Source organism: Phaeacidiphilus oryzae TH49, assembly GCF_000744815.1.
In the GTDB taxonomy this organism is placed as follows: domain Bacteria; phylum Actinomycetota; class Actinomycetes; order Streptomycetales; family Streptomycetaceae; genus Phaeacidiphilus; species Phaeacidiphilus oryzae.
In genome coordinates this window covers 4,228,484-4,250,992 of the sequence record NZ_JQMQ01000005.1, presented here as the reverse complement: position 1 = coordinate 4,250,992, position 22,509 = coordinate 4,228,484, and the positions used below count along the sequence as shown (strand labels likewise).

At 70.9% G+C, this 22,509-nt stretch carries 17 protein-coding genes and 3 tRNA genes; 3 read left to right on the top strand and 17 right to left on the bottom strand.

The features are described from left to right. Positions 1 to 86: 86 nt before the first annotated feature. From BS73_RS22625 to BS73_RS22575, 11 genes are all read right to left on the bottom strand, one after another. Positions 87 to 3,980: a DNA-directed RNA polymerase subunit beta' gene (locus tag BS73_RS22625; protein ID WP_037575256.1), complete on the bottom strand. Its 3,894-nt coding sequence runs from the start codon at positions 3,978 to 3,980 to the stop codon at positions 87 to 89. Positions 3,981 to 4,091: 111 nt separating this feature from the next. Continuing rightward, on the bottom strand, positions 4,092 to 7,565 hold the full coding sequence (gene rpoB / locus BS73_RS22620; RefSeq protein WP_037575254.1) for a DNA-directed RNA polymerase subunit beta: 3,474 nt from the start codon (positions 7,563 to 7,565) through the stop codon (positions 4,092 to 4,094). 737 nt (positions 7,566 to 8,302) lie between these two features. After that, the gene (rplL, locus tag BS73_RS22615; RefSeq protein ID WP_037575252.1) at positions 8,303 to 8,692 is read right to left on the bottom strand and encodes a 50S ribosomal protein L7/L12; all 390 of its coding nucleotides are present in this window, start codon (positions 8,690 to 8,692) and stop codon (positions 8,303 to 8,305) included. Between the two features lie 108 nt (positions 8,693 to 8,800). Then, the gene (gene rplJ / locus BS73_RS22610; protein ID WP_037575250.1) at positions 8,801 to 9,331 is read right to left on the bottom strand and encodes a 50S ribosomal protein L10; all 531 of its coding nucleotides are present in this window, start codon (positions 9,329 to 9,331) and stop codon (positions 8,801 to 8,803) included. Positions 9,332 to 9,673: 342 nt separating this feature from the next. Further along, positions 9,674 to 10,450 (bottom strand): LolA-like protein, encoded by a 777-nt coding sequence (locus BS73_RS34940; RefSeq protein WP_051940292.1) that lies wholly within the window; start codon positions 10,448 to 10,450, stop codon positions 9,674 to 9,676. A 151-nt stretch (positions 10,451 to 10,601) separates the two neighbouring features. After that, on the bottom strand, positions 10,602 to 11,324 hold the full coding sequence (gene rplA / locus BS73_RS22600; RefSeq protein WP_037575248.1) for a 50S ribosomal protein L1: 723 nt from the start codon (positions 11,322 to 11,324) through the stop codon (positions 10,602 to 10,604). A gap of 83 nt (positions 11,325 to 11,407) precedes the next feature. Beyond that, a complete protein-coding gene (gene rplK / locus BS73_RS22595; protein WP_037575246.1) occupies positions 11,408 to 11,842 on the bottom strand; it encodes a 50S ribosomal protein L11 in 435 nt (144 codons plus the stop codon). A 169-nt stretch (positions 11,843 to 12,011) separates the two neighbouring features. Then, complete coding sequence (locus tag BS73_RS22590) at positions 12,012 to 13,697, bottom strand: hypothetical protein (protein WP_037575244.1); 1,686 nt, start codon at positions 13,695 to 13,697, stop codon at positions 12,012 to 12,014. Between the two features lie 93 nt (positions 13,698 to 13,790). Continuing rightward, positions 13,791 to 14,708, bottom strand: coding sequence for a transcription termination/antitermination protein NusG (gene nusG, locus BS73_RS22585; RefSeq protein ID WP_407675147.1), 918 nt, complete (start codon positions 14,706 to 14,708; stop codon positions 13,791 to 13,793). A 225-nt stretch (positions 14,709 to 14,933) separates the two neighbouring features. Continuing rightward, entirely contained in the window at positions 14,934 to 15,233 is a 300-nt protein-coding gene (secE, locus tag BS73_RS22580) for a preprotein translocase subunit SecE (RefSeq protein ID WP_037575242.1), read from the bottom strand. A 65-nt stretch (positions 15,234 to 15,298) separates the two neighbouring features. Beyond that, a tRNA-Trp gene (locus tag BS73_RS22575) sits at positions 15,299 to 15,371 on the bottom strand. A 225-nt stretch (positions 15,372 to 15,596) separates the two neighbouring features. On the opposite strand from BS73_RS22575, the gene BS73_RS22570 reads away from it, so the two are divergent. Both BS73_RS22570 and BS73_RS22565 read left to right on the top strand, forming a co-directional pair. Beyond that, positions 15,597 to 16,844, top strand: a complete 1,248-nt coding sequence (locus tag BS73_RS22570) for a pyridoxal phosphate-dependent aminotransferase (RefSeq protein WP_037575239.1) — start codon at positions 15,597 to 15,599, stop codon at positions 16,842 to 16,844. 134 nt (positions 16,845 to 16,978) lie between these two features. Further along, positions 16,979 to 18,055, top strand: a complete 1,077-nt coding sequence (locus BS73_RS22565) for an adenosine deaminase (protein WP_084704831.1) — start codon at positions 16,979 to 16,981, stop codon at positions 18,053 to 18,055. Positions 18,056 to 18,141: 86 nt separating this feature from the next. Here the strand turns inward: BS73_RS22565 and BS73_RS22560 are convergent, their stop codons facing one another. The 6 genes from BS73_RS22560 to BS73_RS22535 all read right to left on the bottom strand — a co-directional run bounded on the left by BS73_RS22560 (position 18,142) and on the right by BS73_RS22535 (position 20,786). Beyond that, complete coding sequence (locus BS73_RS22560; RefSeq protein ID WP_407675146.1) at positions 18,142 to 19,203, bottom strand: UDP-N-acetylmuramate dehydrogenase; 1,062 nt, start codon at positions 19,201 to 19,203, stop codon at positions 18,142 to 18,144. Positions 19,204 to 19,281: 78 nt separating this feature from the next. Further along, complete coding sequence (locus tag BS73_RS22555) at positions 19,282 to 19,710, bottom strand: MaoC family dehydratase (RefSeq protein ID WP_037580673.1); 429 nt, start codon at positions 19,708 to 19,710, stop codon at positions 19,282 to 19,284. An 8-nt stretch (positions 19,711 to 19,718) separates the two neighbouring features. After that, positions 19,719 to 20,171, bottom strand: a complete 453-nt coding sequence (locus BS73_RS22550) for a MaoC family dehydratase N-terminal domain-containing protein (protein ID WP_037575236.1) — start codon at positions 20,169 to 20,171, stop codon at positions 19,719 to 19,721. 168 nt (positions 20,172 to 20,339) lie between these two features. Continuing rightward, entirely contained in the window at positions 20,340 to 20,504 is a 165-nt protein-coding gene (gene rpmG, locus BS73_RS22545) for a 50S ribosomal protein L33 (protein ID WP_004571794.1), read from the bottom strand. A gap of 93 nt (positions 20,505 to 20,597) precedes the next feature. Continuing rightward, a tRNA-Met gene (locus tag BS73_RS22540) sits at positions 20,598 to 20,673 on the bottom strand. A 40-nt stretch (positions 20,674 to 20,713) separates the two neighbouring features. Continuing rightward, positions 20,714 to 20,786: transfer RNA gene (locus BS73_RS22535), tRNA-Thr, on the bottom strand. Between the two features lie 206 nt (positions 20,787 to 20,992). Here BS73_RS22535 and BS73_RS22530 point away from each other — a divergent pair. After that, entirely contained in the window at positions 20,993 to 22,492 is a 1,500-nt protein-coding gene (locus tag BS73_RS22530; protein ID WP_051940289.1) for an amidohydrolase family protein, read from the top strand. Positions 22,493 to 22,509: the final 17 nt, after the last annotated feature.

Genomic DNA, 22,509 nt, shown 5'->3' with positions numbered 1-22,509 from the left:
AGGCCCGCCCCCCGGAAACGCCGCAGGGCGGCTCCCCCGAAGGGGAACCGCCCTGCGCACGCCGTCCGAACGACGCGATCCGGAGATCAGCCGGTGTACGGCCCGTAGTCGTAGTCCTCCAGCGGCACGGCCTGACCCGACCCCGCGCCGAACGGCGAGTAGTCGATGTCGTCGTAGCCGACCGCCGAGTACATCGCGGCCTTGGCCTCCTCGGTGGGCTCGACCCGGATGTTGCGGTAGCGGGACAGGCCCGTACCGGCCGGGATGAGCTTGCCGATGATGACGTTCTCCTTGAGGCCCAGCAGGGAGTCCGACTTGGCGTGGATCGCCGCGTCGGTGAGCACCCGGGTGGTCTCCTGGAAGGACGCCGCCGACAGCCACGAGTCGGTCGCCAGCGAGGCCTTGGTGATACCCATCAGTTGCGGACGGCCGGAGGCGGGGTGACCGCCCTCGGCGACGACCCGACGGTTCTCGGCCTCGAAGCGGCTGCGCTCGACCAGCTCGCCGGGCAGCAGCTCGGCGTCGCCGGACTCGATGATCGTCACCCGGCGGAGCATCTGCCGGATGATGATCTCGATGTGCTTGTCGTGGATCGACACACCCTGCGAGTTGTAGACCTTCTGCACCTCGCCGACCAGGTGGACCTGCACGGCCCGCTGGCCCAGGATGCGCAGCACGTCGTGCGGGTTGGTGGCACCCACGGTCAGCTTCTCGCCGACCTCGACGTGGCTGCCCTCCTCCACCAGCAGCTTGACGCGCTTGGAGACCGGGTAGGCGATCTCCTCGCCGCCGTCGTCCGGGGTGACGACGATCTTGCGGGTCTTCTCGGTGTCCTCGATCCGCACGCGGCCGGCGGCCTCGGTGATCGGGGCGACACCGCGCGGCTGCCGGGCCTCGAAGAGCTCGACGACACGCGGCAGACCCTGGGTGATGTCGTCACCCGCCACACCACCGGTGTGGAAGGTACGCATGGTCAGCTGGGTACCGGGCTCACCGATGGACTGGGCGGCGATGATGCCGACCGCCTCGCCGATGTCCACCAGCTTGCCGGTGGCCAGCGAACGGCCGTAGCACATCGCGCAGGTGCCGACGGCGGACTCGCAGGTCAGGACCGAGCGGGTCTTGACCGTGGAGACGCCGTGCTTCACCAGCTCGTCGATCAGCACGTCGCCCAGGTCGGTGTTGGCCGGGGCCAGCACCTGCCCGTCCACGACGACGTCCTCGGCGAGGGCCCGCGCGTACACGCTGGTCTCGACGTCCTCGTTCTTGACCAGCTTGCCGTCGGCGCCCGGGGAGGCGATCTCCAGCTTGAGGCCGCGGTCGGTGCCGCAGTCCTCCTCGCGGATGATCACGTCCTGCGAGACGTCGACCAGACGACGGGTCAGGTAACCCGAGTCGGCGGTACGCAGGGCGGTGTCGGCGAGACCCTTACGGGCACCGTGGGTGGAGATGAAGTACTCCAGCACGGAGAGGCCCTCGCGGAACGACGCCTTGATGGGTCGGGCGATGGTCTCGTTCTTCGCGTTCGACACCAGACCACGCATACCGGCGATCTGACGCATCTGCATCATGTTTCCACGAGCACCCGAGTCCACCATCATGAAGATGGGGTTGGTCTTCGGGAAGTTCTCGTTCATCGCCTCGGCGACCTCGTTGGTCGCCTTGGTCCAGATCGCGACGAGCTCCTGCTGGCGCTCGTCACGGGTGATCAGACCGCGCTCGTACTGCTTCTGGACCTTGGCGTCCTGGGCCTCGTAGCCCGCCAGGATCTGCGGCTTGGACGGCGGCACCACGACGTCCGAGATGGAGATCGTGACACCGGACCGGGTCGCCCAGTAGAAGCCGGCCGACTTGAGGTTGTCCAGCGTCGCCGCGACGGTGACCTTGGGGTACCGCTCGGCCAGGTCGTTGACGATCGCCGACAGCTGCTTCTTGCCGACCTCGTAGTCGACGAAGGGGTAGTCCTCCGGCAGCAGCTCGTTGAAGAGCGCCCGGCCCAGCGAGGTACGCAGCCGCAGCGGCTGGCCCTCGGTCCAGGTCGGCTCGCCGTCCTCGTCCACCGGCGGGGTGAAGCCGCGGGGCGGGACGGTGCCGGCCGGGAGGCGCAGGTCGATCTGCGCCTGCAGGTCCAGCTCCTTGGCGTCGAAGGCCATCAGGGCCTCGGCGATCGAGCCGAAGGCCCGGCCGACGCCCTTCCGGTCCTCGCGGTCCGAGGTCAGGAAGAACAGCCCCAGCACCATGTCCTGGGTCGGCATGGTGACCGGCCGGCCGTCGGCCGGCTTGAGGATGTTGTTCGAGGACAGCATCAGGATGCGGGCCTCGGCCTGGGCCTCCGCGGACAGCGGCAGGTGGACGGCCATCTGGTCGCCGTCGAAGTCCGCGTTGAACGCGGTGCAGACGAGCGGGTGGATCTGGATGGCCTTGCCCTCGACCAGCTGCGGCTCGAAGGCCTGGATGCCGAGGCGGTGCAGCGTCGGCGCACGGTTCAGCAGAACCGGGTGCTCGGCGATGACCTCCTCCAGCACGTCCCACACGACCGGGCGGGCGCGCTCGACCATCCGCTTGGCCGACTTGATGTTCTGCGCGTGGTTCAGGTCCACCAGGCGCTTCATCACGAACGGCTTGAAGAGCTCCAGCGCCATGGCCTTCGGCAGACCGCACTGGTGCAGCTTGAGCTGCGGGCCGACGACGATGACCGAACGGGCCGAGTAGTCGACTCGCTTGCCGAGGAGGTTCTGGCGGAAACGACCCTGCTTGCCCTTCAGCATGTCGCTGAGGGACTTCAGCGGGCGGTTGCCCGGGCCGGTGACCGGACGGCCACGGCGGCCGTTGTCGAACAGCGCGTCGACGGCCTCCTGGAGCATCCTCTTCTCGTTGTTCACGATGATCTCGGGCGCGCCGAGGTCGAGAAGCCGCTTCAGGCGGTTGTTCCGGTTGATCACGCGGCGGTACAGGTCGTTCAGGTCGGAGGTCGCGAAGCGGCCACCGTCCAGCTGCACCATCGGACGCAGGTCCGGCGGGATGACCGGGACGCAGTCCAGCACCATGCCGGTCGGCTTGTTGGTGGTCTGCAGGAACGCCGAGACGACCTTCAGACGCTTCAGGGCACGGGTCTTCTTCTGGCCCTTGCCGGTCTTGATGATGTCGCGGAGCTTCTCCGCCTCCTCCTCCAGGTCGAAGGACTCCAGCCGCTTCTGCAGCGCGGCGGCGCCCATCGCACCGGAGAAGTAGGTGCCGAACCGATCCCGCAGCTCGCGGTAGAGCAGCTCGTCGCCCTCGAGGTCCTGGACCTTGAGGGACTTGAAGCGGTTCCACACCTCGTCCAGGCGGTCGATCTCGCGCTGGGCGCGGTCGCGGAGCTGCTTCATCTCGCGCTCGGCGCCCTCGCGGACCTTGCGGCGCTGGTCGGCCTTGGCACCCTCGGCCTCCAGCTCGGCCAGGTCGGCCTCGAGCTTCTTGGCGCGGGCCTCCAGGTCGGAGTCGCGGCGCTGCTCGACCTGCTGGCGCTCGACGGAGACGTGGGCCTCCAGCGAGGGCAGGTCGCGCGTACGGCGCTCGTCGTCCACCCAGGTGATCATGTAGGCGGCGAAGTAGATGACCTTCTCCAGGTCCTTCGGCGCCAGGTCGAGGAGGTAGCCCAGCCGGCTGGGCACACCCTTGAAGTACCAGATGTGGGTGACCGGTGCGGCCAGCTCGATGTGGCCCATCCGCTCACGGCGCACCTTGGCGCGGGTCACCTCGACGCCGCAGCGCTCACAGATGATGCCCTTGAAGCGGACGCGCTTGTACTTGCCGCAGTAGCACTCCCAGTCCCGGGTCGGACCGAAGATCTTCTCGCAGAAGAGCCCGTCCTTCTCCGGCTTCAGGGTGCGGTAGTTGATGGTCTCCGGCTTCTTGACCTCGCCGTGGGACCACTGGCGGATGTCCTCAGCGGTGGCCAGGCCGATTCGCAGCTCATCGAAGAAGTTGACGTCGAGCACTTGTCGTCAATCCCTCTTTCGGGGTCGAAGTCTTGATGGGTCTGATGGGGGCCTCGGGGGTGACGGGACCTCAGCTCATGTGATTCGCAGCCGAGATCCCGTCGACCCCTGTCAGACCTCTTCGACGCTGCTCGGCTCGCGCCGGGACAGGTCGATACCGAGCTCCTCAGCGGCGCGGAACACGTCCTCGTCGGAGTCGCGCATCTCGATGGACATACCGTCGGACGACAGCACCTCCACGTTCAGGCAGAGCGACTGCATCTCCTTGATGAGCACCTTGAAGGACTCGGGGATGCCGGGCTCAGGGATGTTCTCGCCCTTGACGATGGCCTCGTAGACCTTCACCCGGCCGAGGACGTCGTCGGACTTGATGGTCAGGAGCTCCTGCAGGGCGTAGGCGGCGCCGTACGCCTCCAGGGCCCAGACCTCCATCTCACCGAAGCGCTGACCACCGAACTGCGCCTTACCGCCCAGCGGCTGCTGGGTGATCATCGAGTACGGTCCGGTCGACCGGGCGTGCAGCTTGTCGTCGACCAGGTGGTGCAGCTTCAGGATGTACATGTACCCGACCGAGATCGGGTGCGGGAACGGCTCGCCGGAGCGGCCGTCGAAGAGCTGGGCCTTGCCGGACTCGCCGACCAGCCGCTCTCCGTCCCGGGTCGGGAGGGTGTTCCCGAGGAGGCCGGTGATCTCGTCCTCGCGGGCGCCGTCGAAGACCGGCGTCGCCAGGTTGGTGTCCGGGTCGGACTTGTCGGCGCCGATCGCCTGGAGGCGGCGGGCCCACTCGTCGCTCAGCCCGGAGACGTCCCAGCCCTGCATGGCGAGCCAGCCGAGGTGGGTCTCCAGGACCTGTCCCGGGTTCATTCGGGACGGGACACCCAGCGGGTTGAGGACGATGTCCACCGGGGTGCCGTCGGCCATGAAGGGCATGTCCTCGACCGGGTTGATCTTGGAGATGACACCCTTGTTGCCGTGCCGGCCGGCCAGCTTGTCGCCGTCCGTGATCTTGCGCTTCTGCGCCACGTACACGCGGACCAGCTGGTTGACACCCGGGGGAAGCTCGTCGCCCTCCTCCCGGTCGAAGACGCGGACGCCGATGACCTTGCCGGACTCACCGTGCGGCACCTTCAGCGAGGTGTCGCGGACCTCGCGCGCCTTCTCACCGAAGATCGCGCGGAGCAGGCGCTCCTCCGGGGTCAGCTCGGTCTCGCCCTTCGGGGTGACCTTGCCGACCAGGATGTCGCCGGTGGTGACGTCGGCGCCGATCCGGATGATCCCGCGCTCGTCCAGGTCCGCGAGGACCTCCTCGGAGACGTTCGGGATGTCCCGGGTGATCTCCTCGGGGCCGAGCTTGGTGTCCCGGGCGTCGACCTCGTGCTCCTCGATGTGGATCGAGGAGAGGACGTCGTCCTGCACGAGGCGCTGCGACAGGATGATCGCGTCCTCGTAGTTGTGGCCCTCCCACGGCATGAACGCCACCAGGAGGTTCTTGCCGAGGGCCATCTCGCCCTCTTCGGTGCACGGACCGTCGGCCAGCACCTGGCCGACCTCGATCCGGGCGCCCTCGTCCACGATCACCTTCTGGTTGAAGGCGGTGCCCTGGTTGGAGCGGGTGAACTTGGCGACCCGGTACGTGGTGTACGTGCCGTCGTCGTTGGCGACGGTGACGTAGTCCGCGGAGACCTCCTGGACCACACCCGCCTTCTCGGCCGCGATGACGTCCGCGGCGTCGACCGCGGCGCGGTACTCCATGCCCGTGCCGACCAGCGGCGCCTCGCTCTTCAGCAGCGGGACGGCCTGGCGCATCATGTTGGAGCCCATGAGCGCGCGGTTGGCGTCGTCGTGCTCCAGGAACGGGATCATCGCGGTCGCGACCGACACCATCTGGCGCGGCGAGACGTCCATGTAGTCGATGTCGGCGCCGGTGAGGTAGTCGACCTCGCCGCCACGCCGGCGGACCAGGACCCGCTCCTCGGCGAAGGTGTTGTCGTCCGTCAGCGGCGCGTTGGCCTGCGCGATGACGAACCGGTCCTCCTCGTCCGCGGTGAGGTAGTCCACCTGGTCGGTGACCACACCGTCGACGACCTTGCGGTACGGCGTCTCGATGAAGCCGAACGCGTTGATCCGGCCGTACGAGGCGAGCGAGCCGATCAGGCCGATGTTCGGGCCTTCCGGCGTCTCGATCGGGCACATCCGGCCGTAGTGCGACGGGTGGACGTCACGGACCTCGAAGCCGGCCCGCTCACGGGAGAGACCACCGGGGCCCAGGGCGTTCAGACGACGCTTGTGCGTCAGCCCGGACAGCGGGTTGGTCTGGTCCATGAACTGGGACAGCTGGCTGGTGCCGAAGAACTCCTTGATGGAGGCGACGACCGGCCGGATGTTGATCAGGGTCTGCGGCGTGATCGCCTCGACGTCCTGGGTGGTCATCCGCTCGCGGACGACCCGCTCCATGCGGGCAAGACCGGTGCGGACCTGGTTCTGGATCAGCTCGCCGACGTTGCGGATGCGGCGGTTGCCGAAGTGGTCGATGTCGTCGGTCTCGACGATGATCTCGCGACCCGACGCGCCGACCGTCTCGGTCTCCCCGGCGTGCAGCTTCACCAGGTACTTGATGGTGGCGATGATGTCGTCGGTGGTGAGCACGCCGGCGTCCAGCGGCTCGTCCGCGCCGAGCTTCTTGTTCACCTTGTAGCGGCCGACCTTCGCGAGGTCGTAGCGCTTCGGGTTGAAGTAGAGGTTCTCGAGCAGCGTCTGCGCGGCCTCGCGGGTCGGCGGCTCTCCCGGACGCAGCTTGCGGTAGATGTCCAGCAGCGCGTCGTCCTGGCCCTGGGTGTGGTCCTTCTCCAGGGTGGCGCGCATCGACTCGTACTCGCCGAACTCCTCGAGGATCTGCTCGGGGGTCCAGCCGAGTGCCTTCAGCAGCACGGTGACGGACTGCTTGCGCTTGCGGTCGATGCGGACGCCGACCATGTCGCGCTTGTCGATCTCGAACTCGAGCCAGGCACCACGGGAGGGGATGACCTTGGCGGAGAAGATGTCCTTGTCGGACGTCTTGTCGATGCTCTGGTCGAAGTAGACGCCCGGGGAGCGGACGAGCTGGGAGACGACGACACGCTCGGTGCCGTTGATGACGAAGGTGCCCTGGTTCGTCATGAGCGGGAAGTCGCCCATGAAGACCGTCTGGGACTTGATCTCACCGGTCTCGTTGTTGGTGAACTCGGCGGTGACGAAGAGCGGCGCGGCGTACGTGAAGTCGCGCTCCTTGCACTCGTCGATGCTGTTCTTCGGCGGCTCGAAGCGGTGGTCGCGGAAGGTCAGCGACATCGAACCGGAGAAGTCCTCGATCGGGGAGATCTCCTCGAAGATCTCCTCCAGACCTGACTTCTGCGGGACGTCATGCCCTTCGGCGAGCGCGGCCTCGACCCTGTCCTTCCACGCCGCGTTGCCGAGCAGCCAGTCGAAGCTCTCGGTCTGCAGGGCGAGGAGGTTGGGAACCTCAAGAGGCTCGCGGATCTTCGCGAAGGAGATGCGGAGCGGGGCGGTGGATGCGGAGTTGTTCGAGGCGTTGCGCGAGGCGGCCAAGAGGGGGTCCTTCCGAGGGCTCGGACTCACTACGCGCGTACCGGCCGTCCCTCACGCGGGCGACGACCCCGACCCTTCGTACCGACACGACGACCGGGACGTTTCTCCTGGTCAAAGCGGAACGGCGGGCGGGTTCGCCACCCCTGATCGGGGCAGCGCAAACTCCGGGCGACGAGTCACGGAGCAGCTAAAAGGCAGCGCAAAGGGACAGTGTAGCCATCGGCGACACTGCTGTCCAGTCCGGATTCGGAGACCGAATCGCCGAACTCCTCCCTGTAACCCGCCGCGCCCTCGCCGGCGCCGCCGGGCGCCCGGTTCCCCGGGACCCCTCACGCGGAGTGTTGTTCCCACCACGCCGTTGTTTCATGCCTCGCGCGGCCGCCGCTCACCTTTCCCCCCGCCGCTTTCCGGCGCGGGGAGGCCCCTGTGCTGCCTCTGCGTACCGCCTGCGCGCCTTGAGAATCGCGCGCTGCCGACGGTTCGTCAAGGGCCTCCGACCGCACGGACCTTGTGGATCCCTGCTGAGCGGCCCTTTCTGCTGCCGGTGATCACCATACTCGTAGGGACCGACAAGCGCGCGCAGCCCGGGCCCGGAAGCGGCAAATCCCCCCGTAAGGGACAGGGGGGCGGGCGGCCGCACGGCGCCCGGATACGACAGCGGGGCGGACACCCGTTGGGTGTCCGCCCCGCCGCTGAGGACCGTCAGGCGACGGTCCGAAGATGTCCGCGGGACAACGTCACTTGATGGTGACGGTGGCGCCGGCGCCCTCGAGGGCAGCCTTGGCCTTCTCCGCGTCCTCCTTCTTGACCTTCTCCAGGACCGGCTTCGGGGTGCCGTCCACGAGGTCCTTGGCCTCCTTCAGACCCAGCGAGGTCAGACCGCGGACCTCCTTGATGACCTGGATCTTCTTGTCGCCGGCCGACTCGAGGATGACGTCGAACTCGTCCTGCTCCTCAGCGGCCTCGGCGCCGGCGCCCGGGGCACCCGGGGCAGCGGCGACCACGGCGGCCGGGGCGGCGGCGGTGACGTCGAACTTCTCCTCGAAGGCCTTCACGAACTCGGAGAGCTCGATGAGGGTCATCTCCTCGAACTGCGCGAGCAGGTCGTCCTGGGTGAGCTTCGCCATGATGGCGTCCTTCCACTAATCGGCTGGTGCCGGGTTTGTCGATTTCGGCGGGCGGTCCGGCCCGCTCACGACCGGGGCCGACAGGCTCCGGTCACTACGCGAGCCGAATTACTCGGCACCGCCCTGCTCGGCCTGCTTGGCCCGAAGCGCCTCCACGGTGCGGACGAGCTTCGAGGGGAGCGCCTGGAAGAGCGCGGCAGTCTGCGACTGCTTGGCCTTCATGGCGCCCGCCAGCTTGGCGAGCAGCACCTCGCGGGACTCGAGGTCCGCGAGCTTGGTGATCTCTTCGGCGGACAGAGCCTTGCCGTCGAGCACACCGCCCTTGATGACCAGGGCGGGGTTCTCCTTGGCGAAGTCACGCAGAGCCTTGGCCGACTCCACCGGGTCACCGGTGATGAAGGCGGCAGCGGTCGACCCCTGGAAGAGGGCGTCCAGCTCGGTGATCCCCGCCTCGTTGGCGGCGATCTTGGTCAGCGTGTTCTTCACCACGGCGTACTGGGCGTTCTCACCGAGCGAGCGACGCAGCGTCTTCAGCTGCGCCACGGAAAGTCCGGTGTACTCGGTCAGCACGGCCGCGTTCGAGGTACGGAACTTGTCCGTCAGCTCGGCGACAGCGGCAGCCTTGTCGGGCCTCGCCATAGGCTTACGCCTCCTTCCGTGATGTCGATGCGTGGCCGACCATTCCGTCGACCTGCTGTGCCATCACCGCGGGATGGAAGCGCGTCCCCGAACGACAAGAGCCCCGGCGCAGGGGCACGGGGCTCGATTCGCTCGACATGGCGTCAGAGGACGCCCTGGAGCGAGAAGTTCTCCATTCCACCTGCGCGGGCCGCCCGCCGCAGAAGTCTGCGCGGAACCTTCGATCACCTTCGCTCGAACCACGAGGATCCGGGCATGATGACGACCAGCGGTCTTTGGCTCGTCCGAGATTACGGGACGGCGCGGCCCGCGGGCAAATCGCCGGTGGAAGGACCTGTCGGATCAGCCCGCGGCGGGCGGGGTGATCTTCAGCGGGGCGGTGCTGTAGTCGGTGTAGTCGATGGTGGAGACCACCGCGCCCTGCTTGGTCTGGGCGCTGGTGTGGACCCGCACGGGAAGGTCCCTGGCGTCCGCCCAGAGGTCCACCGCCTCGGTGCGGAGGCCCTGCTGGGCGGCGGTGTCCAGCATCTTCTTGACGCCCGACGGGAGGCTGGAGCGGGCCGCCATCCGCTGGACGTCCACGGTGCCGGCCCAGTGGGTGGCCGAGACCCCGTCCACGGTCTCCTGCCCGACCTTCTTCACGTCGCCCGTGTTCACCAGCAGCTGGACCATCGAGGCCGGGTCCTGCGAGCTGGACGAGCCGCCGCCGAGCATCTTGGACATGTCCATCTTGGTCCACTTGCCGCCGACCTGGGCCCAGGCGGTGGTCCCGGAGAGGAGCATGTGCATCCCGTTGGCGCCGAGGCCGGGCACGGAGGTGGTGACGTCCTCGGCCAGCGGGTTCCAGGCCACCTTGCCGTCGATGGTGGTCCTGGTGGTGCCGATCGAGCTGACCGCCTTCATGTGCACCGACCGGTAGCCGGAGGTGCTCTTGCCGACCGCGGCCAGGGCGTCGGTGGCGGTGGCCCCGCTCGACTGGGCGCCGGCGCCGGCGCTCGGGCTCGCGCTCGCGTTGTCGGCCGAGCCGGCCTTGGCGTCGGTCTTGGACTGGCAGGCGCCCAGGCCGGCCACCGCGGCCGCGGTGATCAGGGCGGTGCAGGCGATTCGGATTCGGGCCATGGTGGTCCCCCCGCGTCTGGTGAAGGTGCTGCCTCGGTTACGGACGGGAGCAGACGGTACACCAGTGGTAGTCGGGACCGGTGAAGAAGAAGTGCCCCCGTCCCCACAAACGGGGACGAGGGCACTACCGCTGTGCGGTGACCGGGTCAGGTCACACGGCCGCGGGGTCCTCCTCGACGAGGAGGTTGCGGGTGCGGTTCGGGTCGACCGGGATGCCCGGGCCCATGGTGGTGCTGACGGTCACCTTCTTGATGTACCGGCCCTTGGCGGCGGACGGCTTGGCCCGGAGGACCTCGTCCAGCGCCGCGGCGTAGTTCTCCACCAGCTTCTCGGTGTCGAAGGACGCCTTGCCGATGATGAAGTGGAGGTTCGAGTGCCGGTCGACCCGGAACTCGATCTTGCCGCCCTTGATCTCGTTGACGGCCTTGGCGACGTCCGGGGTCACGGTGCCGGTCTTCGGGTTCGGCATCAGGCCACGCGGACCGAGCACGCGGCCCAGGCGGCCGACCTTGCCCATCAGGTCCGGGGTGGCGACGACGGCGTCGAAGTCCAGGCGGCCCTTCGAGACCTCGTCGATCAGCTCGTCGGCGCCGACGATGTCGGCGCCCGCAGCCTCCGCGGCCGCGGCACGGTCACCGGTCGCGAAGACCAGGACCCGGGCGGTCTTACCGGTGCCGTGCGGGAGGTTCACGGTGCTGCGGACCATCTGGTCGGCCTTGCGCGGGTCGACACCCAGGCGCATGGCGACCTCGACGGTCTGGTCGAACTTGGTCGAGGCGACGTCCTTGGCGAGGCGGATGGCCTCGAGCGGGGCGTAGATCCGCTCGCGGTCGATCTTCTCCTCGGCGGCCTTCTGGGCCTTGGTGCGCTTCACTTCTACTCCTGTGTCAGTTCTGGGGAGCCGTGGTGGCTACGGGCCGCGCGAGGCCCTACCACTGTGATCCGAAGTGGGTTCGGTCAGCCCTCGACGGTGACGCCCATCGACCGGGCGGTGCCGGCGATGATCTTCTCCGCGGCGTCCAGGTCGTTGGCGTTCAGGTCGGGCATCTTGGTCGTGGCGATCTCACGGACCTGGTCGCGGGTCAGCTTCGCGACCTTGGTCGTGTGCGGCTCGCCGGAGCCCTTCTCCACGCCCGCGGCCTTGAGGATCAGCTTCGCGGCCGGCGGGGTCTTGGTGATGAAGGTGAAGGAGCGGTCCTCGTAGACCGTGATCTCCACCGGCACGACCATGCCACGCTGCGACTCGGTCGCGGCGTTGTAGGCCTTGCAGAACTCCATGATGTTGACGCCGTGCTGGCCGAGCGCCGGACCAACGGGCGGGGCGGGGTTGGCCGCACCGGCGTTGATCTGGAGCTTGATCAGCCCAGTGACCTTCTTCTTCTTGGGAGGCATGCTCTCTCTCCGGGTCCTTACGAGAGGTGCGCCCGCCGCGGACGCGCGTCAGCGCGGGCGGCGGGGCCTTGGATTTCCGTGCGGCTCGCCGGGTCGCTCGGCTCAGAGAGCCAGGCCAGGCAGCACACACATCGGGCCAGCATAGCCCGAAGTGGCTTCCGCCCTGAAATCAGCCTTCCGCGGGCGGCCGGGGGCCGGGCCTCCGGCGCAGCAGCCGAGCCAGCACGACGGCTCCGCCGACGGCCCAGGTGGCCGCCTCGGCGAGGGCTTCGACGGGCGCCGGGGCGGGGCCGGGTGCCGGCAGCTCCACGGTACGGGTTCCGGGCGGGGCCGTGATCCGGAAGTCCTCGGCCTCGCGGGCCTCCTCCGCGGGCAGCGGAGCGGCCTCGCGCAGTTCGTAGCGGTAGGCCGGCTCGCCGTCCGGGGTGGTGCGGGCGGTCAGCCGCAGGAGGACCCCGAGCTCCGGGTCGAGGAGGGCCTCGATCTCCTCGCCGCCGGGGTCGCGGGGGCCGGGGGAAGCCGTCAGCCGGAGTGTCCGGCGGCCGCCGAACGAGACCCAGCCGAGGGGGGCGCAGCGGTGCTCGGCCAGCAGCCAGGAGGGGTCGAGGAGGGGTCTGAGGCGGAGGTCCGTCAGCGGCAGGGCCGGCATGACGAGGAGCCGGCCGCCGCCGAGGCGGTAGTACCGCTCGCCGTCGCAGGCCGCCGCGTCGGGTTCCGTCTCGGGCTCCGCAGCCGGCCCCGCGGCGGGGCCGGCCTCCAGATCGGGGCCGGCCTCCGGGCCGGGGGCGGTGAGGAGGTCGAGCCGGTAGCGGGTCCGGTCGGCTATCCGCAGGCGCAGCACCCGGTGCCCCCGGCCGGGCAGCGCCGCCAGTATCCGTTCGACGTCGGGCCGCAGGCCGGGCGGCATCGGCGGCTCCTCGGCGAACTCGGCTTCGCCGGGACGCTCGTCGGTCCACAGGTGGGCCGTCGCGGTAAGGCGGTGCGCGCCGCGGCCGGCGCGGTAGAGCATGCCGGGCAGGGCGTCCTCCGACGGGACACCACCGGTCAGTGGCGGCAGCGCGTCCTCGGCCGGGTCGAACCAGGGCTCCCCGTCCGGCTCCTCGGGGGCGGCGGACCGGGCCTCCCCGCGGTGCCCCGTCCAGCGCTCGTGCGGGCGGTGGCCGCCCAGCAGGTTGCGGACCGCCCTGCCGACGCCGGAGGCCAGCATCCAGGCCGGCATCGCGGCGGGCCCCGGGCCGGACGGCGGACCGGTCGTCGGCGGGACGCCGGCAGGCGCGGGCGGCGCCGGCTCGGGGGCGAGGTCGACGTCGAGGTCGAGGGAGGTGATCGCCCCCGTCTCGTAGGGGACCGGCTCGTCGGTGCGGTAGCGGTCCAGGCGCAGCAGGATGCCGAGTTCGGCGTCGAGGAGGAGGTCCAGCCGGTCGGGCGGGAAGTCGGCGCTCGCCGTCGCCCGCCAGGCGCGGCGGCCGCCCAGCACCTCGGTGGGGCCCTCGACGGCGAGGTCGTGCCCGGTCAGCAGCCAGCCGGGGGCGAGGAGGCGGTCCGCCGCGTACTGCGCGAGCTCCGCCTGGAAGGCGTCGGCGGCGGGGGCGGAGAGCGGCGTGGCACGGAGTGCGCCGTCCGGGGTGGCCCGTATCCGCCAGTGGCTGGACCGGGGGTGCGGCGGGATCGCGCGGCCGACCGGGTCGTGCTCGACGATCCAGCGGGGGAACCGCGGCGGCGGGCCGCCCATGTCGTCCGTGGGTCCCATGAAGAGGGGCGCGCCGCGCAGCCGCAGCCCGGCCTCCAGGTCGAGCGGCGCGCACGCCGCGCGGTGCAGCAGCAGGACGAGACCGTCAGTGGTGAGCCGTTCCATCGCGCGCTCCCCCGCCGCCGGGGAGACGCGGCGGCCCCGCACCAGCGTGGGGCTGGGCGGGGCCGGGCGGAAGAGTCGGGACCGAAGCGGAGGTCAGTTCTTCTGGATCTGGTCGAAGGAGAGCTCGACCGGGGTCTCCCGGCCGAAGATCTCGACCAGGCCCTTGACCTTCTTGGAGTCCGGGTTGATCTCGTTGATGGTCGCCTGGAGGGTGGCGAAGGGGCCGTCGGTGACGGTGACCGAGTCGCCGACCTCGAAGTCCAGGACCTGCACCTCGGAGGGGCGGACCGGGGAGGGCTTGCCGGCCTCCTTGGCCGCCTTGGCCTCGACCTCGGGGGCGAGCATCTTGACGACCTCGTCCAGAGTCAGCGGGTACGGGTCGTAGGCGTTGCCGACGAAGCCCGTCACGCCGGGGGTGTTGCGGACGACGCCCCAGGACTCGTTGGTGAGGTCCATCCGCACCAGGACGTAGCCGGGGAGCTTGTTCTGGCGGATGGTCTTGCGGTCGCCGTTCTTGATCTGGACGACCTCTTCCTGCGGCACCTCGGCCTGGTAGATGTAGTCCTCGACGTTCAGCGAGACCGCCCGCTGCTCCAGGTTGGCCTTCACGCGGTTCTCGTAGCCGGCGTAGGTGTGGATCACGTACCACTCGCCGGGAGCGCGGCGGAGCTCCTCGCGGAAGGTGGCGACCGGGTCCTCGTCCTCGGCCTCCTCGGCGTCCGCCGCTGCCTCGGCGTCGCCGGCCTCGGTGTCCGCGCCGGCCTCGGTGTCCGCGTCGGCCTCGGTGTCCGCGTCGGCCTCGGCGTCGCCGGCCTCGGCCTCGTCGGTCTCCTCGACGGACTCGGCCTGCTCGTCGGAGACGACGGAGAGGGCCTCCTCCTCGGCGGGGACGCCGGCCTGGGCCTCGTCGGCCGCCTGGACCTCGTCCTCGGCGCCCTCGGTCTCGTCGGTGCCGTCGACGGCGTCGACGATCTGCTCGGCGTCGCTGGGCTGCGCGTCCTGCTCCCCCAGCAGAGCCTCGGCCGACTCGACGGCCTCGCCAGCCTCGGGGGCCTCGCCGTCGTCGTACAGGGGGGACTCAGACACTGTGGCTGCTTCTTCCTGGAGATGAAGGGTGTAACGGGTTCCGCGCCGTCGGCGTCCTCCGCAGGCGCACGTCAGCACTCGGAGGCACAACGGTACCGTCACAACGGTAGCGTGAGCGTCGGGCGGGTGCTGCGCCGATCGGCGCGGAACTCAGCCGAAGACCAGGAAAGAGAGCTTGGAGAAGCCGTAGTCCAGGCCGTAGACGACCGCCATGATGATCACGACGAAGACGATGACGACCGAGGTGTACGTCACCAGTTCGTTGCGGGTGGGCCAGACGACCTTGCGGAGCTCGGAGATGATCTGGCGATAGAAGCGGGCGGCCCGCGCGAAGAATCCCTTGCGCTCGCTCTTCCGGGAGCGCTTGCGACGCGGGGGGGCACTGCGCTTGTCGTCGCTCTCCGGCCGACCACGCTCAGGCGTCGCGGTGGAGCCCACTGTCTCCGTCACTCGTCCTCACCTGAATCCGGGTACCTGACGAGGACCGCAGGGCGCGACCTCGCGAGTGCGATCAGCAGGGCCAGAGGGACTTGAACCCCCAACCGCCGGTTTTGGAGACCGGTGCTCTACCAATTGAGCTATAGCCCTTCGGAACCGACGCTTCGGCTCCGCTCGACGAACAACCTACCTCATCCACCGGCGTCGGTGGCAGGCGTGTTGTGCGTCGAACCACGAGTGAGTGTAGAGGTTGATGGGGGTCGGAGTCGAACCTGTAGCCACTCGGCGGGGTGAAGGGCCGGCGGGGCGCCCGACGGTGACCCGTCCGGGAAACCTCCGTGCAGCCCCGCTGCGGCGTCTGGGAGCATGCTTGCTATGAGCGCAGCAGCACCCACCCCTGACCCTTCCGTCCGCCCTGCCGACCGTCGCGTGTCGGCCCGCGTCGGAGCCATCGCCGAGTCCGCCACCCTGGCCGTCGACGCCAAGGCCAAGGCGCTGAAGGCGGCCGGGCGCCCGGTGATCGGCTTCGGCGCCGGGGAACCGGACTTCCCCACTCCGGAATACATCGTCCAGGCGGCCGTCGAGGCCTGCACCGACCCGAAGAACCACCGCTATACGCCGGCCGGGGGGCTCCCGGAGCTGAAGCAGGCGATCGCGGACAAGACGCTCCGCGACTCGGGCTACCGGGTCGAGCCGGCCCAGGTGCTGGTGACCAACGGCGGCAAGCAGGCCATCTACGAGGCCTTCGCGGCGATCCTGGACGAGGGCGACGAGGTGATCGTCCCGGCCCCGTACTGGACCACCTACCCGGAGTCGATCCGGCTGGCCGGCGGCGTCCCGGTGGACGTGGTCGCGGACGAGACCACCGGCTACAAGGTGACGGTGGAGCAGCTGGAGGCCGCGCGGACCGAGAACACCAAGGTGGTGCTCTTCGTCTCGCCGTCCAACCCGACCGGCTCGGTGTACACCGAGGACGAGGCGCGGGCGATCGGGCAGTGGGCGGCGGAGCACGGGCTGTGGGTGCTCACCGACGAGATCTACGAGCACCTGGTCTACGGGGACGCGAAGTTCACCTCGCTCCCGGTGCTGGTGCCGGAGCTGGCCGAGAAGTGCATCGTGGTGAACGGCGTGGCCAAGACCTACGCCATGACCGGCTGGCGGGTCGGGTGGGTGATCGGCCCGAAGGACGTGGTCAAGGCCGCCCAGAACCTGCAGTCGCACGCCACCTCCAACGTGAACAACGTGGCGCAGCGGGCCGCGCTGGCCGCGGTCACCGGCGACCTCTCCGCCGTCGAGGAGATGAAGACCGCCTTCGACCGGCGGCGCCGGACCATCGTGCGGATGCTCAACGAGATCCCCGGCTTCGTCTGCCCCGAGCCGGAGGGCGCGTTCTACGCGTACCCGTCGGTCAAGGGCGTGCTGGGCAAGGAGATCCGCGGGAAGCGCCCGCGGACCTCGGCCGAGCTGGCCGAGGTGATCCTGGACGAGGTGGAGGTCGCGGTGGTGCCGGGCGAGGCCTTCGGCACCCCCGGCTACCTGCGGCTCTCCTACGCGCTGGGCGACGACGACCTGGTGGAGGGCGTCTCCCGGATCCAGAAGCTGCTCGCCGAGGCCACCGACTGACCTCGGTGCGGTGATTCGACGGCCCGTCACCCCAGGGGGTGGCGGGCCGTCGGCGTGCCGGGCGGGGATCACTCGATCGGGCGGCCGGAGGGAAACGGTTTCCACGGCGGGGCGCGATGCGCGATCATCGGCCGATGGAGCACCAGCGTGACGTCCGGCTACTGCCCAAGGCCCATCTCCACCTCCACTTCACGGGTGCGATGCGGCCGGCCACTCTCCACGAGCTGGCCGCGAAACACGGCCTCCACCTGCCCGAGGCGCTGGTCTCGGAGACGCCGCCGCAGCTGCGGGCGACGGACGAGCGGGGCTGGTTCCGATTCCAGCGGCTCTACGACACGGCGCGGTCGGTGCTGCGGGACGAGGAGGACATCCGGCGGCTGGTGCACGAGGTCGCGGAGGACGAACTCGCGGACGGCTCGCGGTGGTTGGAGATCCAGGTCGACCCGACCTCGTACGCGCCCCGGCTCGGCGGGCTGACGCCGACGCTGGAGCTGATCCTGGACGCGGTGGCCGAGGCGGAGGCGGCGACCGGGGTCGGGATCCGGGTGCTGGTGGCGGCGAACCGGATGAAGCACCCGCTGGACGCGCGGACCCTGGCCCGGCTGGCGGTGCGGTTCGCCGACCGCGGGGTGATCGGCTTCGGCCTCTCCAACGACGAACGGCGGGGGCTGGCCCGGGACTTCGACCGGGCCTTCGCGATCGCCCGGGAGGGCGGGCTGCTGGCCGCTCCGCACGGCGGGGAACTGGCCGGGCCCTCCAGCGTGCGGGACTGCCTGGACGATCTGGGCGCGGGCCGGGTCGGGCACGGCGTACGGGCGGCCGAGGACCCGCGGCTGATGGCGCGGCTGGCGGCGGAGGGGGTGGTCTGCGAGGTGTGCCCGGCGTCGAACGTGGCGCTCGGCGTCTACGAGAGGCCGGAGGACGTCCCGCTGCGGCGGCTCTTCGAGGCGGGGGTGCGGATCGCGCTGGGAGCCGACGATCCGCTGCTCTTCGGGTCGCGGCTGGCCGCGCAGTACCGGCTGGCCCGGGAGCGCCTGGGGTTCTCGGACGAGGAGCTGGCCGAGCTGGCACGGCATTCGTTGCGCGGGGCGCGGATGCCGGAGGAGCGGCGGGGGCGGCTGCTGGCGGAGGTGGACGCCTGGCTGGCGTCCGGGCCGCTGCCCGCCCCGGCGGGCGAGCCGGACCGGGGGGTCGGGGCCGGGGTGCGGTGAAGCGGCAGGCTGGGGTGACACGGCCGAGCTGGGGTGACACGGCCGTGCTGGGGTGACACGGCCGGCCGCGGGCCGCGCCGGGCCCCTCAGAGGGCCGTGTCGACCAGGACCGGCTCGTTGGTGAGGCGGACGCCGAAGGCCTCCTGGACGCCGGCGCGGACCTCGCGGGCCAGGGCGAGGAGGTCAGCGGTGGTCGCCGAGCCGCGGTTGGTCAGCGCCAGGGTGTGCTTGCTGGAGATGCGGGCCGGGCCGGTGCCGTAGCCCTTGGTGAAGCCGGACCTGTCGATCAGCCAGGCGGCGGAGGTCTTGGTGCGGCCGCCCTCCGCGGGGTACGCGGGGGGCTCGGCGTCGGGGCCGAGACGGTCGTGGACGCGGGCGCGGAAGGCCTCGAACTCGGCCTCGGTGAGGATCGGGTTGGTGAAGAAGGAGCCCGCGGACCAGGTGTCGTGGTCCTCCGGGTCCAGGACCATGCCCTTGCCGGCGCGCAGCTTGAGCACCGCGTCCCGGACGGCGGCCAGGGGGGCGCGCTCGCCGGGCTCGACGCCCAGGGTGCGGGCGAGCTCGGCGTAGCGGACCGGGGCGGAGAGGCCGTCGGCGTCGGCGAGGGAGAAGCGGACGCGGAGGACCACATAGCGCTCCGGGTGCGCCTTGAAGACGGAGTCGCGGTAGGCGAAGCGGCAGTCGGCGTTGGAGAGGGTGACGGTCTCGCCGCCGCGGCGGTCGTAGGCGACGACCGAGGTGATGGTGGAGGAGACCTCCTGGCCGTAGGCGCCGACGTTCTGCACGGGGGTGGCGCCGGCCGAGCCGGGGATGCCGGCCAGGCATTCGACGCCGGAGAGGCCGGCCTCGACGGTGCGGGCGACGGCGTCGGTCCAGATCTCGCCGGCGGCGAGCTCCAGCTCGGTGCCGGTCAGGGTGACGCCCCGGGTGGCGATGTGCACCGCCGTGCCGTCGAAGCCCTCGTCCGCGATGACCAGGTTGCTGCCGCCGCCGATCAGGAGGAGGGGCGTGCGGGTGCGGTCCGCTTCGGCCACGGCGGCGATGAGCTGCTCGTCCGTGGCGGCCTCCACGAGGCGGCGGGCGGGGCCGCCGAGGCGGAAGGTGGTGAGCGGCGCGAGGGGGGTCTCTGTCTGTTCCGGCACGCGTATCAGGGTACGGGGGCGGCCGGACGGGCGGCGCGGGCCCCGGAGGCGCGCCGGCGGCGCGGCCTCCGGGGGGGGCGGGGATCAGGCGAGCTGGACCACGGCCCGGGACATCCCGAGGACCTTCTGGCCGGCGCTCACGGCGGTGAGGTCGACGCGGGCCCGGCGGTCGTCGAGCTTGGCGGCGATCTTCGCGGTGACCTCGATCGTCGCGCCGGTCTCGTCGTCGGGGACGACGACCGGCTTGGTGAAGCGGACGCCGTACTCGACGACCGCGCCGGGGTCGCCCAGCCAGTCGGTGACCACGCGGATCGCCTCGGCCATGGTGAACATCCCGTGGGCGATCACGTCCGGCAGGCCGACGGCCTTGGCGAAGCGCTCGTTCCAGTGGATCGGGTTGAAGTCGCCGGAGGCGCCCGCGTACTGGACGAGGGTGGCGCGGCGGACCGGGAAGACGCCGGCCGGCAGCTCCTGGCCGACCTCGACCTCGTCGTAGCTGATGGCGGTGGGCATGGCGGTGCTCACTCCCCTTCCGGCGCGCGGGAGACCAGGGTCATGACGGAGGTGACGACGTGCTCGCCGGACTCCTCGTGCACCTCGCCGCGGACGGTGAGGATGTCGTTCCCGGCCAGCGACTTGATGTTGTCGATGGTGACGCTCACGGTCAGCCGGTCGCCGGCCCGCACCGGGCGGGTGTAGGCGAACTTCTGGTCGCCGTGCACCACGCGGGCGAAGTCCAGGGCGAGTTCGGGGTCCATGACCACCTGGGCGGCGGCCCGGTAGGTGATCACGAACGGGAAGGTCGGCGGGGCGATCACGTCGGGGTGGCCCAGCGCCTTGGCCGCGGCCGGGTCGGTGAAGGCCGGGTTGGCGTCGCCGACCGCCTCGGCGAACTCGCGGATCTTCTCGCGGCCGACCTCGTAGGCGGGGGTCGGGGGGTAGGACCGCCCGATGAAGGCGGGGTCGAGCGCCATGCGCGGCTCCCTCGGGTGCTGGTGGGGACGATCGGTCGGGGATCCGAACGCGACGAAGGCCGCCCCCCGCGGACGGGGTGCGGCCTTCGTTCACGTCAGGTCATCTGCCTGGTGCGAGTGCAAGCACCGGAGGCATCGGAGACGCGTTCCGCGGAACGGCTTGGCCGGTCAGCGGGTCTCGCGGTGCGCGGTGTGAGCGTTGCAGCGCGGGCAGTGCTTCTTCATCTCCAGACGATCCGGGTCGTTACGCCGGTTCTTCTTGGTGATGTAGTTACGCTCCTTGCACTCCACGCAGGCCAGCGTGATCTTCGGACGAACGTCGGTGGCAGCCACAGGAGTGCCTTCCTCGGACAGGGGTTAAGACTTGAGCACAACAAGAGTAGCCGACCGAAGGGTAAGACCCACCAATCGGCTACGCGGGGGTGTTGGTAGCGGTGACCGGACTTGAACCGGTGACACAGCGATTATGAGCCGCTTGCTCTACCGACTGAGCTACACCGCCGCGATGTTCGGCCCGCCGCGAACGACGTGCTTCACATCAGAGCCCCAATACGGAATCGAACCGTAGACCTTCTCCTTACCATGGAGACGCTCTGCCGACTGAGCTATTGGGGCGAGCCGAGGAAGACACTACACGGTTCGCGCCGGATCGTGAAATCCGTATCGCGCCCGCAAGATCGCAGGCCGGAGGCGGTGCCTGGGGCGATCCGCCGGGTGCGAACCAGTACGACTATTCCGCGCCTCCGCTGAGCGTCCGCGGTGCGCCGGTATCCCGCCCATAGTCTCGGACTCGGCGATCTTGCGGTCGGAAGGAGCCCCCGATGGCCGGTGGAAACGCGGAAGACGAGCCGGCCCCGCGAACGCCGTCGCCGCGGGGAGCGGCGGGAGCGGCGGCAGGCCTGCTGCTGAGCGGGGCGCGATTGACGGACGGGCGCGAGGTCGACGTGCGGATCGCCCAGGGGCGGATCCAGGCGGTCGGAACGGCCAGGAGCCTGTCCGCGCGGGAGGAGACCGGGGGCCCCGGCGCCGCGGGCGCCGCCGCGGGCCTCGGCGCGGAGAGCGCGGAGGCGGTCGGCGGGGGCGGTTACGAGCGGGTCGATCTCCGCGGGTATCTGCTGCTGCCGGCGCCGGTCGAGGCGCACAGCCACCTTGAGGCCGCCTTCGGCGCGGAGGCCGGCGGCGACCTCTGCGGCGGCACCGGGGACGCGGGCCCGGCCGGGCCGGAGGCCCGCGCGCGGGAGATGCGGGAGACGCAGCGGCGGCTGGTCGAGGGGGCGCTGACGACGCTCGGCTACGGGGCCGCCGAGCAGCGGACGCATGTCGGGATCGGCGGCCTCGGCGGGCTGTCCGGCTTCGAGGCGGCGATGGCGGCCGGGGAGGCGCTGCGCGGACTGGTGGAGTTGCAGACGGTGGCCTGCCCCCGGTTGCTGACCGGCCGGGCCGGGGCGGACGGGCGGGCGCAGCTGCGGGAGGCGGTGAAGGCCGGGGCGTACGCGGTCGGCGGCTGCCCGGAGCTGGATCCGGACCCGGCCGGGTTCGTCGACGAACTGGCCGCCGTGGCGGCCGAGTTCGGCTGCGCGGTGGACCTCCACACGGACGGGGCCGATCCGGTGCGGCTGGCCAGGACCGCGGTCGCGCTGGGGCCGCTGCGGCCGCGGGTGGCGGTGGGGCCGCTGGGGCGGCTGGCCAGGACCGGGCGGGAGGCGCGGGAGGCGCCCGGCGGGATGCCCCTGGCGGCGGCCCAGTTGGGGGCGCACGGGGTGGCCGTGGTCTGGCTGCCGCAAGGCGGGAGCTGCGTGGGCGACCGGGGACCCGGCGGCGGGACCGGCAGGACGGGCCGCCGGGCGGAGGCGGCCGCCGGATGGTCCGCGTCCGGGGTGCGGATGCTGGCGGACGCGGGGGTGCGGGTCGCGGCCGGGAGCGGCGGGCTGCGGGACGCGGCGAATCCGGTGGGCAGCGCGGATCCGCTGCGCTCGGCGTTCGCGCTGGCGGCCGGCGGCGGGCTGGCGCCGGAGGCGGCGTACGCGGCGGTGAGCGGGGCGGCCCGGCGGCTGCTGGGGCTCGACGAGGTGCTGGTGGAGGCCGGGTATCCGGCCGAACTGCTGGCCGTACGGGGGGAGTCGCTGGCGGAGGCGCTGTCCGCCGGGCACAGCAGGGTGGTCGTCCACGGGGGCCGGGTGGTGAGCCGGACCAGCGCGGTACGGGAGTTCGCGGATCCGGGGCCGGGGCCGGACACGGGTCCGGGGAGGGGCTCGGACGGCCGGCCCGGGGGCGCCGGGGCGGGGAGTTCGGCGGTGCCGCGGCAAGGTGGGGCGCGGTGATCCGGCGGGTTCCGGAG

What these genes read in the sequence shown, in the direction of transcription:
- BS73_RS22590 (WP_037575244.1), bottom strand. Translation starts at nt 13,697, where the DNA reads ATGGAACGGCTCACCACTGACGGTCTCGTCCTGCTGCTGCACCGCGCG.
- rplL (WP_037575252.1), bottom strand. Translation starts at nt 8,692, where the DNA reads ATGGCGAAGCTCACCCAGGACGACCTGCTCGCGCAGTTCGAGGAGATG.
- BS73_RS22565 (WP_084704831.1), top strand. Translation starts at nt 16,979, where the DNA reads ATGGAGCACCAGCGTGACGTCCGGCTACTGCCCAAGGCCCATCTCCAC.
- rplJ (WP_037575250.1), bottom strand. Translation starts at nt 9,331, where the DNA reads ATGGCGAGGCCCGACAAGGCTGCCGCTGTCGCCGAGCTGACGGACAAG.
- BS73_RS22570 (WP_037575239.1), top strand. Translation starts at nt 15,597, where the DNA reads ATGAGCGCAGCAGCACCCACCCCTGACCCTTCCGTCCGCCCTGCCGAC.
- BS73_RS22530 (WP_051940289.1), top strand. Translation starts at nt 20,993, where the DNA reads ATGGCCGGTGGAAACGCGGAAGACGAGCCGGCCCCGCGAACGCCGTCG.
- BS73_RS22550 (WP_037575236.1), bottom strand. Translation starts at nt 20,171, where the DNA reads ATGGCGCTCGACCCCGCCTTCATCGGGCGGTCCTACCCCCCGACCCCC.
- BS73_RS22555 (WP_037580673.1), bottom strand. Translation starts at nt 19,710, where the DNA reads ATGCCCACCGCCATCAGCTACGACGAGGTCGAGGTCGGCCAGGAGCTG.
- rplK (WP_037575246.1), bottom strand. Translation starts at nt 11,842, where the DNA reads ATGCCTCCCAAGAAGAAGAAGGTCACTGGGCTGATCAAGCTCCAGATC.
- BS73_RS34940 (WP_051940292.1), bottom strand. Translation starts at nt 10,450, where the DNA reads ATGGCCCGAATCCGAATCGCCTGCACCGCCCTGATCACCGCGGCCGCG.